Annotated in this window: 17 protein-coding genes; 13 read left to right on the top strand and 4 right to left on the bottom strand. The window is 64.7% G+C overall.

The features are described from left to right. Positions 1-12: 12 nt before the first annotated feature. Complete coding sequence (locus GV044_RS22135; RefSeq protein WP_159869533.1) at positions 13-2,379, bottom strand: CaiB/BaiF CoA-transferase family protein; 2,367 nt, start codon at positions 2,377-2,379, stop codon at positions 13-15. Positions 2,380-2,555: 176 nt separating this feature from the next. On the opposite strand from GV044_RS22135, the gene GV044_RS11270 reads away from it, so the two are divergent. The 9 genes from GV044_RS11270 (at position 2,556) to GV044_RS11230 (ending at position 13,162) form a co-directional block, all read left to right on the top strand. Next, entirely contained in the window at positions 2,556-4,283 is a 1,728-nt protein-coding gene (locus tag GV044_RS11270) for an FAD-dependent oxidoreductase (RefSeq protein WP_159869529.1), read from the top strand. 38 nt (positions 4,284-4,321) lie between these two features. Continuing rightward, entirely contained in the window at positions 4,322-6,520 is a 2,199-nt protein-coding gene (locus GV044_RS11265) for a molybdopterin-dependent oxidoreductase (RefSeq protein WP_159869526.1), read from the top strand. After that, positions 6,513-7,304, top strand: coding sequence for an enoyl-CoA hydratase/isomerase family protein (locus tag GV044_RS11260; RefSeq protein ID WP_236554875.1), 792 nt, complete (start codon positions 6,513-6,515; stop codon positions 7,302-7,304). The genes GV044_RS11265 and GV044_RS11260 overlap by 8 nt, the downstream gene beginning before the upstream one ends. A 246-nt stretch (positions 7,305-7,550) precedes the next feature. Next, positions 7,551-8,516 (top strand): enoyl-CoA hydratase/isomerase family protein, encoded by a 966-nt coding sequence (locus GV044_RS11255; protein ID WP_159869523.1) that lies wholly within the window; start codon positions 7,551-7,553, stop codon positions 8,514-8,516. Between the two features lie 62 nt (positions 8,517-8,578). Then, entirely contained in the window at positions 8,579-9,625 is a 1,047-nt protein-coding gene (locus GV044_RS11250) for an aldo/keto reductase (protein WP_201299054.1), read from the top strand. 313 nt (positions 9,626-9,938) lie between these two features. Continuing rightward, positions 9,939-11,000 carry an aldo/keto reductase gene (locus GV044_RS11245; RefSeq protein WP_236554874.1) on the top strand — a complete coding sequence of 354 codons (1,062 nt, stop codon included), beginning with the start codon at positions 9,939-9,941 and terminating at the stop codon, positions 10,998-11,000. 24 nt (positions 11,001-11,024) lie between these two features. Further along, positions 11,025-11,960 (top strand): hypothetical protein, encoded by a 936-nt coding sequence (locus tag GV044_RS11240; RefSeq protein WP_159869520.1) that lies wholly within the window; start codon positions 11,025-11,027, stop codon positions 11,958-11,960. A 2-nt stretch (positions 11,961-11,962) separates the two neighbouring features. Continuing rightward, a complete protein-coding gene (locus tag GV044_RS11235; RefSeq protein ID WP_159869517.1) occupies positions 11,963-12,652 on the top strand; it encodes an AAA family ATPase in 690 nt (229 codons plus the stop codon). 42 nt (positions 12,653-12,694) lie between these two features. Further along, the gene (locus tag GV044_RS11230) at positions 12,695-13,162 is read left to right on the top strand and encodes a nuclear transport factor 2 family protein (RefSeq protein WP_159869514.1); all 468 of its coding nucleotides are present in this window, start codon (positions 12,695-12,697) and stop codon (positions 13,160-13,162) included. Positions 13,163-13,190: 28 nt separating this feature from the next. Here GV044_RS11230 and GV044_RS11225 read toward each other — a convergent pair whose 3' ends face one another. After that, entirely contained in the window at positions 13,191-13,868 is a 678-nt protein-coding gene (locus GV044_RS11225) for a nitroreductase (RefSeq protein ID WP_159869511.1), read from the bottom strand. 227 nt (positions 13,869-14,095) lie between these two features. Here GV044_RS11225 and GV044_RS11220 point away from each other — a divergent pair, with 227 nt between their 5' ends. The 4 genes from GV044_RS11220 to GV044_RS11205 all read left to right on the top strand — a co-directional run bounded on the left by GV044_RS11220 (position 14,096) and on the right by GV044_RS11205 (position 18,485). Next, a complete protein-coding gene (locus tag GV044_RS11220; RefSeq protein ID WP_159869508.1) occupies positions 14,096-14,611 on the top strand; it encodes a nuclear transport factor 2 family protein in 516 nt (171 codons plus the stop codon). Between the two features lie 122 nt (positions 14,612-14,733). Beyond that, positions 14,734-15,273 (top strand): 2Fe-2S iron-sulfur cluster-binding protein, encoded by a 540-nt coding sequence (locus GV044_RS11215; RefSeq protein WP_159869505.1) that lies wholly within the window; start codon positions 14,734-14,736, stop codon positions 15,271-15,273. Further along, positions 15,270-16,250 (top strand): xanthine dehydrogenase family protein subunit M, encoded by a 981-nt coding sequence (locus tag GV044_RS11210; protein ID WP_159869502.1) that lies wholly within the window; start codon positions 15,270-15,272, stop codon positions 16,248-16,250. Before GV044_RS11215 ends, GV044_RS11210 begins: the two co-directional genes overlap by 4 nt. Positions 16,251-16,253: 3 nt before the next feature. Continuing rightward, positions 16,254-18,485 carry a xanthine dehydrogenase family protein molybdopterin-binding subunit gene (locus GV044_RS11205; RefSeq protein WP_159869499.1) on the top strand — a complete coding sequence of 744 codons (2,232 nt, stop codon included), beginning with the start codon at positions 16,254-16,256 and terminating at the stop codon, positions 18,483-18,485. A 147-nt stretch (positions 18,486-18,632) separates the two neighbouring features. Here GV044_RS11205 and GV044_RS11200 read toward each other — a convergent pair whose 3' ends face one another. Both GV044_RS11200 and GV044_RS11195 read right to left on the bottom strand, forming a co-directional pair. Next, positions 18,633-19,373 (bottom strand): glycosyltransferase, encoded by a 741-nt coding sequence (locus GV044_RS11200; RefSeq protein ID WP_159869496.1) that lies wholly within the window; start codon positions 19,371-19,373, stop codon positions 18,633-18,635. Between the two features lie 52 nt (positions 19,374-19,425). Next, a complete protein-coding gene (locus GV044_RS11195; RefSeq protein WP_236554873.1) occupies positions 19,426-22,332 on the bottom strand; it encodes a TonB-dependent siderophore receptor in 2,907 nt (968 codons plus the stop codon). Positions 22,333-22,490 lie beyond the last annotated feature (158 nt).

The following is a 22,490-nucleotide window of genomic DNA, read 5'->3' as shown; positions in this document are numbered from 1 at the left end:
CGGGTAACCTGGTTATCGCAGCGCCCCGGCTTCACGAAGCCGGTCCTGCTCCTCCGCACCCAGCCCCATGACCTCGCCCAGGATGTAGGCGTTGTGCTCGCCCAAGCGCGGTGCGGGGCGGGTGATCTCGGCCTCGTCGCTCATCCGCCACGAAGGACCGAGCACGGCGCGCGCCTCACCGTCCTGGTCATCGACATGCCGGTAGAACCCGCGCGACCAGAGATGGCCATCACCGATCAGATCGACCGAGTTGGCGCTCTTTGCCGCGGCAATCCCCAGCGCCTGCAGCTCGCCCGAGAGGGGGCCCGCTTCCCGATCACGTGTCCAGCCCGACACGATCGCGTCCAACTCCGCCTCGTTTTCCTTTCGGCAGGCAAGCGTCTCGAACCGCGGATCGGCGCCTATGCCGATGGCGGTTGCAAGCGCCCGCCATTGCGCATCCGATTGTACCGCGATCGCGATCCAGTCGTCGCCGGTGCAGCGATAGAGCCCATGCGGGGCCATGTCGGCGTGGCGGTTGCCGTCGCATGCCGCAGCGCGCCCGTTCAGGCTGAAGTCCATTACCGTGTCGCCGATCAGGCTGGTGAGGATCTCCACCGCGGAAACGTCGACGAACTGTCCCTCGCCGACGCCCTCGCGGTGCCGCAACGCTACCAACGACGCGAACGCCGCCGCCGCGCCGAAGCTGGAATCGGAGTAGCGGATGTTCATGCCCGAAGGAGGCTCGCCTTCATAGCCGACCAGCGAACTCAGCCCGCTGAGCGCCACGAAGCACGGTGCATATCCCGTCTGGTAGGCAAGCGGACCCTCCGCTCCGTACATGCTCATCGAGGTGAGGATGATGTCAGGACGTACCGCCTTCAATGCCTCGTACCCCAGCCCCAGCCGCTCGAGCGCGCCGGGCCGCATGTTCTCGATGACGATGTCGCACGTGCCGGCCAGTTGCTTGAGCAGCGCCAGGCCTTCCTTGCTCTTCATGTCGATCTGCACGGACAGCTTCTGCGGGTTGACCGCCATGAAGCCAGGCGCCTTGTTCATGTCGCTCACCCCGAATGTGCGCGTCACATCGAGCGACCCCCGGCTTTCAACCCGGATCACCTCAGCCCCCAGGAAGGCGAGCAGCTTGCCGGCGAAGGGACCAGCCCAGACCTTGGTCAATTCCAACACCCGAACACCCGCGAGTGGTCCTTTGCCCGGCGCCTGCAAAGTGCGCGATCGCGCGGGTCGCTGCGCAGCCGCCGTCGTGCTGGCCAGCTTCGGAGCCGGTGCCTCGATCTTGGCCGGAGACGCACCAAGCTTGTAGCCCACCGTCGGGTACAGCGTGGGCCCCGCCTCGGGGTGCTCGACCGTTTGAAAGTAGCCGCGATGCTGCACCTGGGGCGACCGGGCGAGATCTCCCATGTCATTCACGGGCACCAGCGTGATGCCGTTCTCCTGTGCGATTGCAGCGGCTTCGTCCTTGTCGAGCCCCGCCAGCCAGGACACCAGGTGCTTGCGGCACAAGGCGATACGCTCTGGCGTCAGGCCCACTTCCAGCCAATTGGCCGGAAACTCTCGCACCTCCTCGGGATCGCCCATCAAGGTGCGCAAGGCCTGCCAGTGCCCCGGCGTCGACAGGAAGATGTAGATGAAGCCACCGCGGCACGGGAAGATGCCGGCAGGCCCGCCAAGATCGAATTGGTGCCGGCTTTCGCTCACGTCCATGTCGCCGGCGATCATCTGGCCCAGCACGTAGTCCAGCCGCCCCGCGAGCACCTCCTGCGCCGAGACGTCGATGAAAGTGCCATGCCCCGTTCGCGCCTGACGGTGGATCGCGGCGGCCACGCACAGCGCACCTTCGAGCCCAGCCTCGTAACTCGCCTGGAAGCGCCCTGCGCCTTTCAACGGCGGCTTGGCAGCATCGCCGGCGCTCGGCGTGTGATAGCCCAGGCCACTGGCATGCATGACGGTGAGGTCGGTGGCATGGGCACGCTCTGCAGGGGCATCGAGCCCGAACGGCGTGACCGAGCACAAGATCAGCCCAGGGTGCTCATCAAGGAAGCGCGTGGGCGAAAGGTCCGCCGTCTCCAGCCACTGCGCCCCATGGTCGTCGATCACCGCATCGGCACTGGCCAGAAGCGCCTTCAGCCCTGCCCGGCCCTCGACTGTACCGATATCGAGAACGAGCGACTGCTTGTTGGTGTTGAGGTAGGCGAACAGCCCGCTGCGTTCGGGGCCCTGTTCGTCACCAAGGAACGGCCCGAGATGCCGCGTCGGGCTGCCTCCCGGCCGCTCGACCTTGATCACTTCCGCGCCGAAATCGGCAAGCAGCTTGCCACAATACTCGCCCGCGACGTGCTCGGCGAGTTCGACGATCCTCAGGCCCTTCAATGCCGACACTGGCTCTCCCCTGCGTCCCGGTGCACGTTGAACCGCGGTATATGCTTGCCATGCGCGGGGGTAGTTGTCCTGATCAGCAGCCCTACCAGCCCAGCGGCGCAGTGTCGCTCCAAGGGCAGTCGAACCCCACGCCGATCATGGCTAGGCACCAGATACGAGAGAATGGGAGGATGTCGATGAGCGAGACCTTTGACGTGATCGTCGTCGGCTCCGGCGCGGCGGGGATGACGGCGGCGCTGCGCGCTCGCGATCTCGGCCTGCAGGTGCTCGTGGTGGAAAAGGCTCACAAGTACGGCGGGACCTCGGCAACCTCCGGCGGCGTCGCATGGATCCCGAACCACGGCCTGGGAGATAGCACCGATACCCGCGAAGAGACGCTGACCTACCTGGATGCGGTGATCAAGGAGCCGGTCAATCGCGAACGGCTGGAGGCCTATGTCGATACCGGCCGCGAGATGCTCGGCTGGTTGGGCGGCGAAGGGATCAACATGATCTCGATGCCCTGGCCCGATTACTTCGCCGAGCTGCCCGGCTCGCGCACTGACCGCAGCCTGGTCATGGCACCTTGGGACGGTCGGCAGCTCGGCGACAAGTTCCCACTGGTGCGCGAGCAGTACCCGCGCTTCAAGCTGTTCAACCGCTATGCGATGAACTTGGAAGAAACCTTCACCATCGCCGCGCGCGGGCCCGGCTGGAAGAAGATGGTCGCCAACGTCATCGGCCGCTACTGGCGGGACCGCAGCACCCGCAAGATCACCAGGCGTGACCGACTCTACGTGTCGGGCGCGGCGCTGATCGGCCCGATCCTGGCTAGGCTGGACGCGAAAGGCGTGGAGATCCGGCTGGAGACGAGGCTGGAGACGCTGATCACTGCCGAGGGCAAGGTCACCGGAGTCACCGTCAGCCACCTGGGCCGCCGTTACGACATCGAAGCTCGCCATGCCGTGGTGGTCTGCGCGGGCGGGTTCGAGTGGAACCAGGAACTGCGCGACCGCTTCTACCCGGTCAAGACCTCGATTTGGTGGACCAGCACCCCGCAGGGCGCGAACACCGGCGATGCGCTGATCGCGGCCGAGGCGCTTGGCGCGGCGACCGAACACACGGACGAGGGCTGGTGGGCCCCGACCATGATCCTGCCGAACCGATCCGCCTCCAACTTCGAGGAAGTGCACCAGGCCGTGTTCGACGTCGGCCGACCCTACAGCGTCTGCGTGAACCGCAATGGCGACCGCTTCGTCAACGAGGCTTGCAGCTATGACCGCTTCGGCGCGGCAATGGCAGCAGACCAGCTGGCAACCGGTGCCAACACGCCGTGCTGGCTGGTGTTTGACGCGGTGTTCCGCCAGAAGTTCACGGCCGGCGGCATCCTGCCGACCGCGATCATGTCGGACAAGTCGATCCCGGCCGATTGGTGGGATCACTACATCTTCAAGGCCGACACCGTTGCCGAGCTGGCTCGCAAGATCGATCTCAACCCCGCCAAGCTCGAGGACGTGACCCGGCGCATGACCGAGTACGCCACCCGTGGCGAGGATCCAGAGTTCGGCCGGGGCTCCACCATCTACGACAAGACCTTCGGCGATCCGACCTGCAAGCCCAACCCTGCGCTGGGCGCAATCCGCAAGGCGCCGTTCTACGCGGTGCAAATCCACCTTGGCGATCTTGGCACCAAGGGCGGCCTCAAGGCCGATCATAAGGCGCGCGTGGTGGACGGCAGCGGCAAGCCGATCCCGGGCCTCTATGCGGCCGGCAACGCGACCGGCAGCCCCTTCGGGCTCAACTACCCGGGCGCGGGTGGCACGATCGGGCCGGCAATGGTGTTCGGCTACATCGCTGCCAGTGACATCGCCGCACGCGCCACCAACCGGGACGTCGCGGCCACACTCGAACCGGCGGTGACCTGACATGGCCAAGTTCGTTGCAGCATGAAGTCCCCCGCAGCATGACGATGCAGACGGTCAAGACCTTCTGCCGCAATTGCAGCGCCTTGTGCGCCATGGAGATCGACGTCGAGGACGGAGTGCCGCTGCGCGCGCGTCCCGATGCCAGCCACTCCCCTTACGGCGGCTATCTGTGCCCCAAGGGCATCTCCAGCATCGAATTTCAGCAAGGGGCGGAGAACCGCCTGTTCGCCAGCCTGAAGCGTCAGGCACATGGACAACTCTCGCCAATCTCGAACGACACCGCAACGCAGGAGATCGGCGACAAGCTGGCCGCCTTGCTGGCCGAGCACGGCCCTCGCTCGATCGCGGTCTACCACGGCACCGGCGCCTATCGCAGCGTGCTGGGCGGGCTGATGGAGCGAGCCTGGGTCTCGGCGATCGGCACACCGAGCTTCTTCTCGTCGATGACGATCGACCAGTCGGCCAAGTGGGTCACGATGGGTCGCATGGGGATCATGGCCAGCGGGCGGCATGCGTTCCGCGATGCCGATCTGGTCCTGCTGGCCGGCGGCAATCCGGTCGTCACGCATCAAGGGGCGCCCTTCGCGTTGTCCGAAAGCGGCGCGCCCGGCCGGGCATTCGAGCACATCAAGCAGAACGGCGGCCGGATCATCATCGTCGATCCGCGGCGCACCGAAACCGCGCGCTATGCCGACCTGCTGATCCAGCCGCTGCCGGGGCACGACGCCGCCGTGTTCGCCGCGATCGCGCACATCCTCTTGCGCGATGGCACTTACGACCGGGACTTCGCAACCCGGCACTGCAGCCAGTTGGAGGAACTGCGCGCCGCTGTAGTGCCCTTCACGCCCGAGCTTGCCTCGACCCGGGCCGATGTCCCGGTCGAGGCGATCGAGACCGCCGCCCGCTGGCTCGGAGAGGCGCGTCGACCCACCGTGGGCAGCGGCACCGGTCCGTCGATGGCGGCGCACTCGAACCTGGCCGATCACATGATCGAGGCGGTCAACGTGCTCTCGGGCGGCTATCGCCGCGCTGGCGACCGCGTGCGCAACCCCGGGACTCTCAAGCCGAAGGTCGCGCGCGAAATGGCGCTGGCACCCACGCGCAGCTGGGAGCACGCACCCAAGTGCGTCTCGCAGGATGTCGGGCCGATCATGGGTGAGTTTCCGACCGCACTGCTGCCAGCCGAAATCCTGGCGGATTCCCCTGACCGGATCCGCGCGCTGATCGTGTTCGGCGGCGATCCGCTCGTGGCAGTGGGCGACCCCGCGCGAGCGAAGCCGGGGTTCGAGGCGCTGGAGCTGCTCGTATCGGTCGACTCGCGCCTGAACGAGACCGGCAAGCTGGCCGATTACGTCATCGCCTCCTCGCACCCGCTCGAACGCCACGACCTGTCGGTCTCGGCCGACTCCCTCGCGCCGGAGCCGTTCGTGCAATACACCGAGCCGGTCGTCGCCAAGCCCGCCGGGTTGATCGACGACTGGGAGTTCTTCTGGCGCATCTCCAGCCGCATGGGCGTGCCGCTCGAGTTCAAGTTCTGGTCCTATGGCCTGCGCTATGAAGACGTTCCGCTTGCCCTGTCGCTGTCGACGGTAGAGCCGCCCGATCCTGAAGACCTGTGCCGCTTCCTGTGCAGCGAGAGCCGCGTGCCGTTCGACACGCTCAAGGCCAGTCCCGGCGGCGTGCGACCCGAAGTGGAGCCGCACTTCGTTCAACCGGCACCCGTGGGCTGGCAGCAAAAGCTAGAGCTTTGCCCGGCAGACGTTGCGCACGAGCTGGCCGAACTCGCACGAGAGGTGCCCCAGCCCGTCTCGATGCAGCTGATCTGCCGCCGCGTGCTTCATGCCTTGAATGGAGCATTCCGGGACTCGGCGCGAACCCGCAGCCGCCTGCCGGTGAACTACGCCTATATGGCAAGCGTCGACATGGCCGCCTTCGGACTGCAGGACGGTGACCTGGTGGAATTGCGTTCCGCTCACGGCACTCTGAAAGCTTTGGCCAGGGAAGACGCGCGGCTGCGTCGTGGTGTGGTTTCGATGACGCACATGTTCGGTCCGCTGGTCGGCGGTGAGGACCCGGTCACTGACGGAGGCAGCAACGTCGGCCAGCTCACATCGCTCGGCGAGCGCCTGCAGCCGATCAACTTCATGCCGCTATTCTCCGGCATTCCCATCGACGTCCGCAAGATCGCGCCCACGCCTACGACACACCCATACCATCAGGAGCCCCTGCGTGTCTGAGATCATCACCGAGCGCCACGGGAACATCGCTGTCGTGCGGATGGCGCGCGCGGAGGCACGCAATGCGCTGACTGTCGCGATGGCGGCGGAGCTGACGGCCGCGCTGCAGCAGGTCAGCCAGGACAGCAGCTGCCAGGTCGTCGTGCTCGCCGGCGATGGTGAGACGTTCTGCGCCGGGCTCGACCTCAAGGCGGTCAGCTCCGCCGACGCCCCGCCGCTTGGCGCGGGCGAGTGGATGGCGCTGCAGGAGGTGTTCTCGGGGCTGATGACGCAGGTGCACAAGATGCGCCAGCCGGTGATCGGCGCCATTCAAGGCGCTGCCGTCGGCGCCGGGCTCGGCATCGCACTGGCTTGCGACGTGCGCATCGCAACACCCTCGACCAAGTTCCTGGTCGGTGCGGTGAAGCTCGGTCTCAGCGCCGGCGAGTGCGGGATCAGCTACCACCTGCCGCGGCTCGTCGGCGCCGGCCGCGCTTTCGAGATCATGCTCACCGGCCGTGCGGTGAGCGGCACCGAGGCCCAGGCGATCGGCCTGGTCATCGACCTGATGGACCGGGATGCCTTGCTCGATCGCGCGCTGGACGTCGCAAGAGCTATCGGCACGAACGCGCCCTACTCGGTCAAGCACACCAAGCAGGTGATGTGGGCCAATCTCGAGGCCAACTTCGAGAGCGCTCTGGAGCTGGAGAACCACGTACAGGTGGTGGGCCTGCTCACTGAAGATTTTGCCGAGGCCGCCAAGGCTTTCACCGAGAAGCGGACACCGGTGTTTCAGGGGCGGTAGCGCAATCGAGCTTGAGGAGCGTGTAGCTGGGATCATCAGTCCGTCGACGCCCGGGCGCACGGGCCATCAGCTTCGCCGGGCACATGGCGTGGCGAGTGTGTTGTGAGTTCACTGTTAGTCATTGCGGCTGCGGGGCCGACCGCCGAGTGAAGAGGTTGTGACGCCAAGGTACAAGCTGGCAATGACATGCTTGTTCTGCGGCGAGCAGCATTCCAGCGGGCGCAGAAAACGGAAAGGACAGGATGCATGGCGAAGACTGATCGCCCCGATCCAGAGGATATCATCCTCTACGAGAAGGACCCTAAGACCAAGATCGCAACGATCACCCTCAATCGCCCGGACTTCCTGAACGCGCCGACGATCGCGGCGCGGTTGCGCTACTCCGACCTGATCCACCGCGCCAATGTGGACGACGACGTCAAGGTGCTGCTGATCCGCGGCGTCGGCAGCAACCTGGGCGGCGGCGCCGACTTGCCCGAGCAGGAAGAGATGCTGGCCTCGGACGGCGAGTACTCGCTGCTGCACGAGTTCCGGATCGGCGAGGACGAGGACGTCAAGTACCCGCCCAAGGGCAGTTACCGCTACCTGGCGCAGCTGACGCAGCTCTATGCGAACCCCAACTTCGGTTGCCGCACGCTGCAGGACTTCAAAAAGATCAGCATCCTGGAGGTGAAGGGCTACTGCTATGGCTGGCACTTCTACCAGGCGGCCGACGCCGACCTGATCATCTCATCCGACGACGCATTGTTCGGCCACCCGTCGTTCCGCTACGTCGGCTGGGGTCCGCGCATGTGGCAGTGGGCCCAGATGATGGGCTTGCGCAAATTCCAGGAGATGGTCTTCACCGGCCGGCCCTTCACCGCCCAGGAAATGTACGACTGCAACTTCGTCAACAGCGTCGTGCCCAGGGACCAGCTCGAGGACGAAGTGGCCAAGTACGCGCATGCCTGCTCGGTTACGCGGCCAACCGACGTCGTCTACATGCAAAAGACCCTGTTCGAGGTCTTCAAGCAGCAGCAGGGCGAGTACATGGGCAGCATCATGACGGCTTGGCTGGAATCGATGCTCGGCCAGGTGAAGAACGATGCCGAAGAGTTCACCCTGGACAAGGAGACATTCGGCAAGGGCCTGAACAACGCGGTCAAGGACAACGACCAGATGTACCCGCCCGAATGGCGCCTCAGCAAGGGCGGCCGCAAGGGTCCGAAATGATGTAACGCTCGCCGCTGGCCGCCCTTTTGGCGACTAGCGGCGCGGCCCCGGATCGGCGATCGATGACCATGCAGTACGCGCGTCTTGGCAACAGTGGCCTCATCGTGTCGCGGCTCGCCCTGGGCGCGTTGACGTTCACGCAGGGCAACCGCACGCTTGGCTCGGTCTACAAGGTCGGCGCCGAGCTGGCGGACGAACTCGTCGCGCGCGCGATCGACGCTGGCGTCAATTACTTCGACACTGCCGACGTCTATGCCGACGGCGAGTCCGAAACCCTGCTCGGAGCGGCGCTGAGGCCGCATCGCGACAAGGTCATCCTGTCAACCAAGGTGGGCAATCGATCAACCGGACAGCGCGAGTTGACGAAGGGCGGCTTGTCGCGCCGCCACATCCTGTGGTCTGTGGACGAGAGCCTCAGGCGCCTGGGCACCGATTGGATCGACATGTACGTCGCCCATCGCGAAGACCCCTACACTCCGCTGGAAGAAACGCTCGACGCCTTCGACGCCCTCGTCCGAGCGGGCAAGGTCCGGTACCTAGGCTTTTCGAACTGGTCGGCCTGGACCGTTGCAGCGGCGATGGAGATTCAGAAAGCCAAGGGACTGGCCCCATTCACGCACGGACAGATGTACTACTCGCTGCTCGGGCGCGACGTGGAGCGAGACGTCGTGCCGATGATGGCGCGCTATGGCCTTGGCATGACCGTGTGGAGCCCCCTCGCCTACGGGTTCCTGAGCGGCGCCTACACTCGTGAAAGCCTGTCCCAGGCGGACAATCGCTTCTCTGGCTTCGACCTCCTCAAGTTCGACCGCGACAAAGGCTTCGAACTGCTTGAAGTGATGCGCGACATCGCTGGCGCCCGCCAGATCTCGGTCGCTCAAGTGGCGCTCGGCTGGTTGCTGCAGAAGCCGGCGGTCACCAGCATCATCCTGGGCGCGACGAAGTCCTACCAGCTGGAGGATAACCTCGGCGCCGCAGCCGTGAACCTGGACGATGCCGACATGGCGCGTCTCGATGAGGCTACCGCCTTGACCCCGATCTACCCGACCTCGCAGTGGATCGAGCCCGACGTGCGCGCCAGGCGTGCGCTGGCAGGAACGAGCCGATAGGATCATGCGCCGGACGGCTCGGCTCAAACTCGCTCACCAAGTCCGCGGGTGCTGCATCAGGCAGAGTTGACCGCATGTGAACCTCCGCATCATGACGGGGCTTCTGCCCTGGTAGCCTCCCAGGTGCCGATGCCTAATACGGCCGGCAGCGTGGTTCACTTGTAGTCGCCTGACGGCTCATCTGTGTGCACGGCAAGCCGCCTTCCTTCAATGCCGCGCGCTGGCTACTGAGTTCAGGGGCGAGCGGTTACCCACGGGCCAGCAGCAGACCCACGAACGGGCGAGCCCGGTGGCAAGGGAGATTGAAGTGGCCATGCAACTCGATGACTATCGTCTGCTAGGGCGCTCCGGCTTGCGCGTGTCTCCGCTGGCGCTCGGCACGATGACGTTCCGCGTCGGCAGCGGTTCATGGGGCAGCAGCGACGAAGAGGCGCGCGCCATGGTCGACATGTATCTCGAGCACGGCGGCAACTTCATCGACACGGCGGACTTCTACGGCCAGATGGGCCAGTCCGAAGTCCTGTTGGGCGAGCTGATGAAGGGCCGTCGCGACGGCGCCGTGATCTCCACCAAGTATTCGTTGACCACCAAGCCGGGCGACCCGAACGCCAGCGGCAATCATCGCAAGAACATGGTCCGATCGGTCGAGGATAGCCTCAGGCGCCTGAACACGGACTATATCGACCTGCTCTACCTCCACATGTGGGATTTCCGCACCCCGGTGGACGAGATCCTGCGCAGTTTCGACGACCTCGTGCGCCAGGGCAAGGTGCTCTACATCGGCCTTTCGGACACGCCGGCCTGGCAGGCCTCGCGCATGCAGGCCATTGCGGAGCTGCGCGGGTGGACGCAGTTCTGCGCCTTGCAGATCCAGTACAGCCTGGTGGAACGAACCGTCGAACGGGAGCTGATCCCGATGGCGCATGAGATGGGACTGGGCGTCTCGCCCTGGTCGCCCCTCGGCGCCGGCCTGCTCACCGGCAAGTACACCCGCGCCGACCTCGGCTCGGGCGACATGAGCGACATCGGTTCGCGCAAGGCGATCAACGCGGTGACCGGCAAGCTCAACGCCAGGAATCTCGACATCGCCGATCGCGTGGTCGAGGTCGCGCGTGAGATCGGCTGCACGCCGGCCCAGCTCGCGGTCGCCTGGACCCTGACCAACCCGGCCGTGAGCTCGCCGGTCATCGGAGTCCGCACCCCGGCCCAGCTCGAGGACAATCTGGGCGCACTCGCCGTAGACATCTCGGCCGAGCAGCTCGCTCGCCTCGACGAGGTCAGCGCCGTGCCGCCGGTCTTCCCGATGGATGTCCTGCGAGGCCCGGCCGAAGGCATGATGTTCGGCAACGTGCGGGTGCAAGAGCGCACGACCTGAACGAACGCACCGGGGAGAGCGACGATGAACGACCTGAGTTTCGCCGACCACTTCGGTGAAGGACGCACCGAAAGTCCTTACTGGAACGAAAGCGTCTGGTTCTCCTTCTCGATCCCGGAACGCCGTATTCACGGCATGATCCAGTACTACTTTCGCCCGAACATGGGCATGCTGAACGGCGGTCCGTGCATGTGGGATCCCACCGGCACGTTTCAGTGGAACTGCCTGTATTACAACTGGAGCCACTTGCAGGCAGCGCCGGAGGGCGGGTCCAAGTTCGACATGGAGGCGCGCAACTCGCTGCGCGTGAAGATGATCGAGCCGCTGCAGCGCTACAAGATCGACTACGACAAGGAAGGCTTCAAACTCGACCTGACCTGGGAAGCGATTGGCCCCGTCCACGAGCTGCACACGGGCGACCCAGGCCAGCAGTCGACCGCCAAGTTTCACATCGAGCAGCCCGGCCGCATGACCGGGACGATCCGCCGACATGGAGAAAGCTTCGCGGTGGACTGCTTCTCCATGCGCGACACCTCGTACGGTGCACGGGAGTACGAGTCGCTGGCGCGCGGCGGTTACTTTTGGGGGATTTCGCAGGACAGCGCCTTCCATGCCCTGTGCATGGGTGAAGGCTGGGAAGCGAACTGCATCGGCGGCTTCATCTGGAAGGACGGCCAACTCGGCAGCCTGGTCTCGGGTAAGCGAACGATCGTGGACTATGGCGATTTCGGTCCGGCGAAGGTCCTGTTCGAAGGGACGGATCGGCTCGGCCGCACGATGGAGGCGTCGGGGATCATCGACCCCGGCCTGGTCTTCACCGGGTACACCGATCACACCGTCGTCTGGTCGCTGGCCGAGTGGGACTGGGACGGGGTGACGCACTGGGGCGACAACCAGGAGTTCGCCCCTTCCGAGTGGTTTCGCCAGATGGCGCGAGGCGAGCGGCGGCTGGGAGAGTGAGCGTGCCGGGACAGATCGTCATCATCAATGGCACTTCGGGATCGGGCAAGTCGACCGCCGCCGAACTCTTCCAGAAGCGCGCGGACGACTATTGGCTGCTGTACGGCATCGATCACTTCCTCGCCGGCACGCAGCCAGCGCAATACGGGCATCACGGTCCCAAGTCGCACGAGGGGATCTATGCCGAGGCTGCCGACCCGGCGCTTCCGAACGGGCCTTTGCGCTGGAGGTTTGGGCCCAAGGGCGTGCAAGCCTTCGCCACGCTGCACGAATGGCTCGCGGCCGCATCGCGCCAGGGCTGCAACATCATCTTCGACCACCTGCTGCTGACCGATCCGCCCGTGCTCGAAGACTGCGTACGACGGCTGGCCGGATTGCCGGTCCTGCTGGTGACGCTCAAACCGCCTTTCGAAGTGCTGGAAAGCCGGGTCGCCAAACGCGCCATGGACAAGAAGCTGCCCGTCGACATCCTCGGAGACGACGCGGTCGCCAGGATCGTCGATCGGCTCTCACGGCTGCGGCCTTGGTTCTATCAGTCGATCTACGCGAACACGGTCTCCGATATCGAGATCGACACCAGCCAGCACGATCCCATCAGCGTGTGCGAGATGATCGAGCAACGCCTTGCCGAGGGCCCGGGGCTCGCGTTCGACCGGCTGCGGCGAACGCAAGATCCAGCTGCCGCGGCCTGAACAAGACGGCCGACACACTCGCAGCGCCACAGGAGAGCACATGTGAACCCGATCGCGCGGCTGACCGCCATCGAGGAGATCCGGAACCTGAAGGCGCGGTACTTCCGCTACATGGATTGCAAGCTGTGGGACCAACTCCCCAGCGTATTCACGCGCGACATGAAGGTCTTGACGCCGACTGGCGAAGTCTACTCCGCCAGTGGGCTGACCTATGCCGAGAGCTTGCGAAACAGCCTGACGTTCGCCGTCTCGTGTCACCAAGGTCTCACTGCGGAAATCGAGATCGTGGACGAGCAGAATGCCAAGGCCATCTGGGCCATGCAGGACGTGATCGTCTGGGATGATCACCATCCCACCTATGGTTGGAAGAGCATTACCGGCCGGGGCCACTACCACGAGAGCTATCGCATGGAGGTTGGAGCATGGCGCATCGCCACGCTTACACTCACCAGGGTCCGCCTGGACATTGAATGGCCTGAAAGCGCTCCGCTCCCGCACTCGGATATCTGAGGCGGGTTTGCTCTCGGCTCGCGGGTTATCAGTCTTCGAAGCCTACGAAGGTCGTAGCTTCCGCCACCGTCCTCCTCTCGGACACGACCGTGTTGGCGGCAAAGCTCATGTCGGGCCAGCCCAAGGCGATGCTCTTCATGATCACCTGATCCTGCGGCACTCTAGCGGCTTCGCGCACGACCGGCGATTGCATGATGCCTTGGCTGTTGATGACAGCGCCCAGGCCCCGCGACCAGGCGGCATTCACGAGCGCGGTGGCGACCGCACCACAGTCGAACGCCGTATCATCGCTGTCGGCAAGCAGGCGATCGTACGTGATGATGATGCAAACCGGTGCATCGAACTGGCGAAAGCCGCGCAGCACCCATTCGTCACGCCCTTGCGCATCCTCGCGACTGATCCCCATCGCGCCCAGGAGCTGCTTGGCGACCGCGACCTGGCGCTCTCGGTGTGCTCCCGCAAATGGCTGACCGGTGCGAAACTCACGCGCATCCGGATGACCATCGCGGATGCGGCCCACGTTGCCCGCTCTGATCCGGTCCAGCGGCTCGCCCGTGATGACGTGGAAGTAGTAGGGTTGGCTGTTGTATGACGAGGGCGCCCGCATTGCGAGCCGCAGGACCTCTTCGATCAAGTCCCCAGGCACCGGATCCGGCTTGTACCCTCGGATGCTGCGGCGGCCGAGGATGACCTCATCGAATTCCATACAATGCCACCAAGTCTCAGGCCCTCGGACGTCCTGGCAGATCCGGCGCGCAGCTGAAATGCCTCCACATCGCATGCCAGTTGCACCTTCGTGCAGCGCCTGTTGCTTCGGATCTGTTGGATCGTGGCATGGCGAGTTCGCTCTGGTCTCACCGCTGGTCATTGCCCCTGCGCAACTCATTATGAGAACAGAGATGCTGCCCCCGTGCCGCACCTAAGGAAAAGCAGATGGCAGACCGCGAAGAAATCATCGAGCAAATCAATCTCTACGGGCTCGCGATGGACACCCAGCGGTGGGCCTTGTTCGACAGGATCTTCGATGACGACTGCATCCTGGACTATGGCCCTACGTCCCGCTGGACCAATCTCGCTGACTTCAAGAAGGACTTCGGCGCCTTTCACGAAATCTTCGATGCCACGCAGCACATGATGACGAACCATCTCGTGGTTGTTGAAGGCGATACGGCCGTGTCCCACACCTACGGGTTGTGGCGGTTGATCCGCTATGCAGTTGCCGGCTCACCGCTTTGGGATGGTAGCGGCTATTATGATGACAAGTGGCTTCGAACAGCGCGCGGATGGCGCATCGTTCAACGTGTTTGCCGCGTGGTGTACTGGACAGGAAACCCTGCGGTGCAGTCGCCCGGCGGCGAAGTCGCATTTAAACTGGACCTCGCCTCACTGCGCGGCGACCGTGACGGAGCCGACATGGGGATCCTGCAACTCATTGAAAGACGCGAGTGATAGGGCTTTGGGCGACAGGCAGACTGTAGTGACCCAGGGGGCGAAGGAAACAATCACGAACGAGCGCGTTACGTTATCTATCATCTGAGGGGTGACACGCCCCTAAATTTGCGAGACAGCGCTTGCACTTCACGATCAATGGCCAATCCCACACCGCCGAGCCCGACATCCGCACATCCCTGCTGGACCTGTGCCGCGAACACCTGGGTCTGACCGGCAGCAAGAAGGGGTGCGACCACGGACAGTGTGGTGCGTGCACGATGCTTATCAACGGTCGCCGCATCAACAGCTGCCTCAGCCTTGCCGTGATGCATCAGGATGACGAGATCGTGACGATCGAAGGCCTGGGCACGCCCGAGGACCTGCACCCGCTGCAATCCGCCTTCGTTCGCCATGACGGGTACCAGTGTGGCTATTGCACGCCAGGGCAGATCTGCTCCGCCGTCGGCATGCTCGACGAGGTGCGTCAAGGCTGGCCGAGCCACGTGACTGCCCAGCTGGGCGCGCCAGAGTTCGATGATGACGAGATCAGCGAGCGGATGAGTGGCAACCTTTGCCGCTGCGCAGCCTACCCCAACATCGTCGATGCCATTCGGGAGTTTGCAGAAACCGAGGCCGCAATCGATGTCGCACCCCGCCAGTCCAGTGAGGCAGGCGCATGAAGACCTTCGCCTACACTAAGGCGGATACCGCCGAGACCGCGGTGCGCGATGCGCGTGTCAGAGGCGCGAAGTATATAGCCGGCGGCACCAACCTGCTCGACTTGATGAAGCTGCAGGTCGAAACGCCCGACAAACTGATCGACATCAGCCGGCTGCCGCTCAGCGACATCGAGGAGCGCGCCGATGGCGGTCTGACCATCGGCGCGATGGTGCCGAACAGCGACCTGGCTGCCGATCCGCGGGTTATGGACAAGTACGAGGTGCTGAGCCGGGCTCTGCTCGCCGGTGCGTCGGGGCAGCTGCGCAACAAGGCATCAACTGGGGGCAACCTGCTCCAGCGCACGCGTTGCTATTACTTCTACGACACGGCAACGCCCTGCAACAAGCGCGAGCCCGGCACTGGCTGTTCGGCCATTGGGGGGTTCAATCGCGTGCTCGCGGTGCTCGGCACCTCAGAGCATTGCATTGCGACCCACCCCAGCGACATGGCGGTGGCGATGCGTGCGCTCGACGCGACGATCATCACCCAGACTTACGAAGGCGACCAGCGGCGGATACACATCGCCGACTTCTATCGGCTACCCGGCGACACTCCGCAAATCGAGAATAGCCTCGAAGCGGGCGAGCTCATCACCCACATCGAACTGCCGCCTCCGCCCGCAGGTAAACAGGTCTATCGCAAAGTCCGAGATCGCGCGTCTTATGCCTTCGCGCTCGTGTCGATCGCTGGCGTAGTCGACGTCAAGGATGGCAGGATCGCGACCGCTTCGCTCGCCTTCGGCGGCCTCGCCCACATGCCGTGGCGCGATCCTGCGGTGGAAGCCGCGCTGATCGGCCAGGCACCGTCTGACGCTGTATTTACGACCGCGGCCGACGCGTTGCTGTCGGACGCTAAAGGTTACGGCTCGAACGACTTCAAGATCCCGCTCGCGCGCCGGGTTCTGATCGCCACCCTGCGCGATCTGACGGGAGAATAAGCGATGTTCGGCTTTGGCGGCGACACCAATTCGCTCACCATGAACAAGGCTCATCCTGACAGCTTGCTCGACACATCGGCGCAGGATGTGATCGGCAAGCCGCTCGACCGGATCGAAGGCCCCAGGAAAGTGTCGGGGCAAGCGACTTATGCAGCTGAGTATACGCTGGATAACGTCGCCTACGGCTTCCTCGTGCGGGCGACAGTTGGTGCCGGGAAGATCAGGTCGCTTGACGCCGAGGGCGCCAAGGCCGTGCCAGGCGTGATCGACGTCATCACGGATTACGCGACCTTCCTGCGCAACCCGCAGCAGGGTGGCGAGACGAAGGCGCCGACCCAAGGCGTTAAGGAGATCGCCTACTTCGGTGAGATTGTCGCGATCGTCATCGCCGAAAGCTATGAGGCGGCACGCGACGCCGCGCTGCAGGTCAAGATCGACTACGACCCCGCGGAGGGACGTTACAGCTTCGATGACCACCGCGGCGAAGCCGAGAAGCCCAAACCGCAGCAGATCCCGCCGCACTTCAGCCAGGGAGACATCGACAAGGCGATGGCCGAGGCCGCGCACACGATAGACGTGACGTATACGACGCCGAGCCAGAACTCCGCCGCCATGGAGCCGCACGCCAGCCTCGCAGTGTGGGAAGACGACGCCCTGACCCTCTACGGCTCATACCAGATGCCCGCATCGGACAAGCTGCAACTCGCCAAGGCGCTCGGCGTCTCAGCCAGCAAGGTGCGTATCGTCTCGGCGTTCGTTGGCGGTGGTTTCGGATCGAAGCTTGGGATCGCGCCCGAGAGCGTCGCGGCCGCCATTGCGGCCAAGCAGCTCGGTCGTCCGGTCAAGGCAGTAATGGCACGCCAGCAGGTATTCGACGCGACCCTCCGGCGGTCGAACACCGAGCAGCGGATGAGGCTCGGCGCCGGAATCAATGGCAAGTTGACCGCTATCGGGCACGAAACGCTCGTGTCGAACCTGCCGGGCGAGGACTTCTTCGAACCGACAGGAATGTCGACGCACTTCCTTTACGAGGGCGAAAACCGACTGATCACGCATGACATCGTCCGGCTCGACTGGTTGCTGTCGGGGTCCATGCGCGCACCAGGCGAGGCGGTGGGCTTGATCGCGCTCGAAGGTGCGATGGATGAACTTGCCGAGAAGATCGGCATCGACCCGATCGAACTGCGCAAGCGCAACGAGCCGCAGGTCGATCCCGAGAAGGACATTCCGTATTCGTCTCGGGCGTTGATCCCCTGTCTGGAAGCGGGTGCCGCGAAGTTCGGGTGGCACAACCGCAAGCCAGCCGGCACCGATCGCCGCGGTGATTGGCTGTACGGTATCGGCGTTGCCTCGGCCGCGCGGTCCAACAAGCTTCAGAAGTCCGAAGCCAAGGTGTCGATCACGGCGGACGGCAAGGCGATCGTCGAAACCGACATGACCGACATCGGAACCGGCACTTACACGATCCTGGGTCAGATCACCGCGGAAATCCTGGGCCTGCCTCTCGAGGACGTGACCGTGCACCTGGGCGATACGAATGCGCCTCCCGGTGCCGGTTCGGGCGGCTCGTGGGGCGCTTCCTCATCGGGATCGTCGGTCTACCTGGCGTGCGAAGCGCTCCGCAAGCAGATCGCCAAGGCCATGGATGTAGACGAAGGGTCCATGACGCTGAAGGACGGGCTGGTCATATCGGGCAATCGCAGCGTGCCTCTGCGCGAGCTCGTCGGCGACGGCTTGGAAGCGACAGGCGAGATCACCGGCGGTCGCCAGGACAAGACGTTCAATCAGGCAAGCTACGGCGCGCATTTCGCCGAAGTCGCAGTCAACGTGGTGACGGGCGAAGTTCGCGTTAAGCGCATGCTGGGTGTGTTCACCGCCGGGCGCATACTGAACGAGAAAACGGCGCGTTCTCAGTGTCTGGGGGGCATGACCTTCGGGATCGGCTCCGCTTTGTCCGAGGAGCTGATCCACGACACCCGCAGCGGCAAGGTGGTGAACCGCGACCTAGCGGAGTACCACGTGCCGGTGAACGCCGACGTGCCGCAGCTGGAAGTGGACTTCCTGTACGAGCGTGACATCCAGGCGAACCCCTTGCATGCCAAGGGAATAGGCGAGCTGGGCATTTGCGGCGCCGCGGCGGCTATCGGCAACGCGATCTACAATGCAACCGGCGTTCGGGTGCGGGATTATCCGCTCACCCTCGACAAGCTCCTCGAAGGTCTGCCTGCCATCTGAGGAGCGCGTTCGTCCTATCCGTGGGTTTAGCACTCAGCGCTTTGACACAGCAGCAGGCCCGGCTCGCTGATGGGCAGCTATTTTGAGACAATCGGGCGCGGACAGCGGACGGCTGCGACGTCTTGAACAGTGGTCAGCTGTCGTATGCTAGGCCCCTTTGAAGTAGGGATGTGCAAGCACGCGTTCGGCGTTTTGTAGACCGACACTGGCGTCGTTCATGAGCCGTGCGCCCGCAACGGTGCGGTAAACCGCGACACTCGCCTCGATGCGCCTGAAACGAGCGCCATTGGCGGCCAGGCGCGTGTAGAAGTCCCAGTCATTGCAATTGTGATAGCTCGGATCGAAACCTCCAACGTCGAGGGCGGTCTGGCGCCGCGCGATCGACCAAGAGGGGCCGATTACGCCGCCGCTGGCCAGCCCGGCACGCAGATCCCCGCCATCCCAGCCGCACTCGGGCGCCTGCACGACGCCGTCCTCCTCCATGCGACAGAAGTGGCCAACGATGACGTCTGCTTCCGCCATCAGCGTCGCGCTGAGTAAAGCTCCGGCCGCACCGGGCAGCCACAGATCGTCGCTGTCGAGGAACGCGACCCAAGGCGATCGGCAAAACGAAAGGCCAACATTGCGCGCGTTGGAGGCGCCGACGTTGCGCGGCAGGGTAGCGCCTATGACGACACCGCGATGGGCGTCCTCAAGCGCGCGGATGACTGCGGCACTTGCATCCACGCTGCCGTCGTCGACGACCACGACCCGGCTGGGCACATGTTCCTGCGACAGCACGCTGGCGACGGCATCAGCCAACACATGGGCACGATTGTAGCAGGGCACGACGACGTCGTAGGCAGGCAGCGGCAGGTCGGTAGGGAAGAGTTCGTTGATGTCGTGCATGCCGCCGCTATGTGCGCTGCAGCATGCAGGGACAAGGCCCCCTCCCCGCTTTTCAACTCGCTCCCAATGTCATCTTCGCGCCTGCGTAGAAGAAGCGCCCGACTGGTGAGATCGGCACGTTGGTCTCGAAGCCGATGTCCGGCTTCTGATCGGTGAAGTTGTTCACGCCCGCGTAGAACGCGAACGCCTCGCCGACTTGGTACTGCGCGCGGATGTCGTGCTGCCACAGCTCCTTGAAGCGGAAGTACTTGGGTTCGACGTAACTGGGATCGCCGTCGGTCGCCACCCGGTCGAAGCGCCGCACGCCGTTCTGCCAGCGCAGGTTGTAGTTCACCGTCAGCTCGCCCAGCGTCCAGCTCGGCGAGAAGGTCAGGTTGTACTTGGGCCGGAACGGACGATCCCGGTTGTCCTCGACGTCCGCGCCGATGGTGGGGATCTGCTCCAGACGGTGCAGGTACCCGCCGACCAGGCGCACGTCGAAGGTGCCCAGCCTGTCGGTCGCGACCTGGTAGGATGCGTTGAACTCCAGGCCGGCGGTGCGGAACGCCGCGACGTTCTCGGGCTGCACGATGTAGCTGTCGATGTAGCCGGTGCCGGCCTGGCGGCTGATGGCGTCGCAGAATGGGTTGTCGGTGCTGGGCTGGTCGACGCACAAGGCAGCGACTGTGGAAGCGCTGGCGGTGTTGATCGCGTCCTTGATGCGGATGTCGTACCAGTCGACCGCGATCTGCAGCCGCGGCACGAAGCCGGGGCGCAGCACCACGCCGGCGGTCCAGGTGCGCGCGGTCTCTGCCTTCAAATTGGCATTGCCCTGGCGGGCTCCCGGGATGTTGACGTTGGCGTTGGGATTGTTGGCGCTGGAGAAGTTCGCCGGATTGCCGCCGGCTCCGCTGATCAGCGCGGCACAGTTGGCAGCGCGGTACTGGGTGCCGTCGCCGCGAGCGCCGAGGTAGCACGGGTCTGAGATGAAGTCGCTGTCACCGGTGCGCGGCCGGAACACCTCGGCGATGTTGGGCGCACGCACCGACTGGCCGTAAGAGCCACGGAAGGTCACCGCCTCGACCGGCGCCCAGACACCGTTGAACTGATAGGTCTTGGTGCTGCCGACCGTCGAATAATCGGAATACCGGCCTGCTGCACCGACCGAAAGCAGGTGCGCGAAGGGCTGGTCCTTGAGCAGCGGCAGGTTGAGTTCGCCGAACGCCTCCCAGACATCGAACTTGCCGCTCGACGCGGTGGGGATCACGTACTCGTCGTACTGGTAGAAGACGTTGTCGAGCAGTTCCTGCGCGGGGCGGAAGCGGCTGGACTCGCGGCGGTATTCGCCGCCGAACGCGAACTGGACCGGACCGCCGGGCAGCTCGAACAAGGCGCCGAAATCACCGCTGATCGAGGCGTTGACGACGTGCTGCTCCAGCCGGGCATTGCTGACCGGATCGAACAGATAGTAGTCGTAAGATGCCGGGTCGACGGTATTCGCCCCGAAGGTGTTGACCGGAACGCAGCCAGCGGCACGCGCGGCGGCGGAGCGGCAGACGATCTGCCCGGTTGCAGGATCGCGCACCGCGTCGAGCGCAGCGGTGAACTGGTCGCTCAAACGGTCGTTCAGCTTGGTCGCGCGCACGTCGGTGCGGCCGTAGGTGTAGTAGGCGTCGTAGCTGGCGTGGTCGGAGATCTTGCCGGAGATATCGACGACGCCGCGGTAGGTGCGCCGGCGATCCTCCTCGCCGTGGCGGGGAATGTCGAAGTTGTTGCGGCTGATGTCGATGGACGTGAGGCCCGCCTGCTGCGCCGCGTTCAGGATGGTTGCCGGGATGTATGGGTTGTCGAGGCTGACCGTGGCCGGGTAGTTGCCGCCATAGCCGGTGAAGGTGCGCACCGTGCTCTGCACGAACTTGCCTTCGATGCTGACCTTGAAAGCCTCCGATGCCTCGAACCGGCCAAGCAGGTTGACGGCGTGACGCTCGGTCTTGGGAAAGATGTCGCCGATGTAGCCGGCGACCGGCGTATCATCGCCGCCTAGCGAGTAGCCGTCGTTCTGCAGGACGGTGCCCGGCGTGTAGATCCGTCCGTCGCCGCGATAACGCACGCCGCCGATGTCGACGTAACCGTAAGTCGAACTGTCCGGATAGCGGATGTCGCGCAACGGGCCCTTCTGGTAGCTGCCCGCGACCGTCGGATCGTAGCCGTTCAGGTTGACGAAGTTCGCGCGGTTGGCGCTCCTCAGGTACTTGCGATCGTCGTTGGCGAGCGGGTCCTCGGCATTGTACTCGTAGGCGAGGGTCAGGTTGGCGCGGCCCTCGGCGAAGTTGCGGCCCACGATCAGCGAGGCGAACCGGTTGCCCGCATCGCCCTGTTCGGAGATGCCGAACTGGGTGCGGGCGGCGATACCGTCGAAATCCCGGCGCAGCACGAAGTTGACCACGCCCGAGACACCGTCTGCACCGTATACTGCGGAGGCGGCGCCGGTCAGCACGTCGACCCGCTCGATCAGGTCGGTCGGAATGGTGTTGATGTCCACCGCGGCGCTGTCGGGCTGGCTGGCGACATGGCGCCGCCCGTTGACCAGCACCAGCGTGCGGGCAGTACCCAAGCCACGCAAGTCGAGCAGGTTGAGGCCCACCTGCCCCAGCGCGCCGTCCGCCTGCGAGTTGCCCGCTGTGCGGGTGCTGTCGAGCGAGTTGGTCAGCGCCGGCACGCGCTGGAGGAAGGTGGTGACGTTGGTGTTGCCAGACTGCGCGATCGCGGCCGCATCGAACGAAACCACCGGATTGGGCGCGGCATAGTCGGGCCGGCGGATGCGCGATCCGGTCACGACGATGGTGTCGGCCGCGGCTGCGTTCTGCCCTGCGCTCGGCGCGGCGGTGGGCGCCGCTTCCTGTGCCAGCGCCGGCGATGACGCCAGCAACATGGCGGAGCCTGCGAGCAGCACGCTGCGCATCGTGATCGTAGTCGTCATGGCCTTGAGCACCCCTGCTTGGCCGGCTTCGAAAGAAAGCCGTGCCGGGCGAACCTACGAACATGCGAATTGTTACGGTCGCCCCCTCGGGCAACTGGCGCAACCGTGGTCGCTTAGCCAATACGTGCTTATGGGATATGCGGGGGTTCACCGACACG

The sequence above is a fragment of the Novosphingobium sp. 9U genome, assembly GCF_902506425.1.
In the GTDB taxonomy this organism is placed as follows: Bacteria; Pseudomonadota; Alphaproteobacteria; order Sphingomonadales; family Sphingomonadaceae; genus Novosphingobium.
This window is presented reverse-complemented; position numbering and strand designations above follow the sequence as displayed.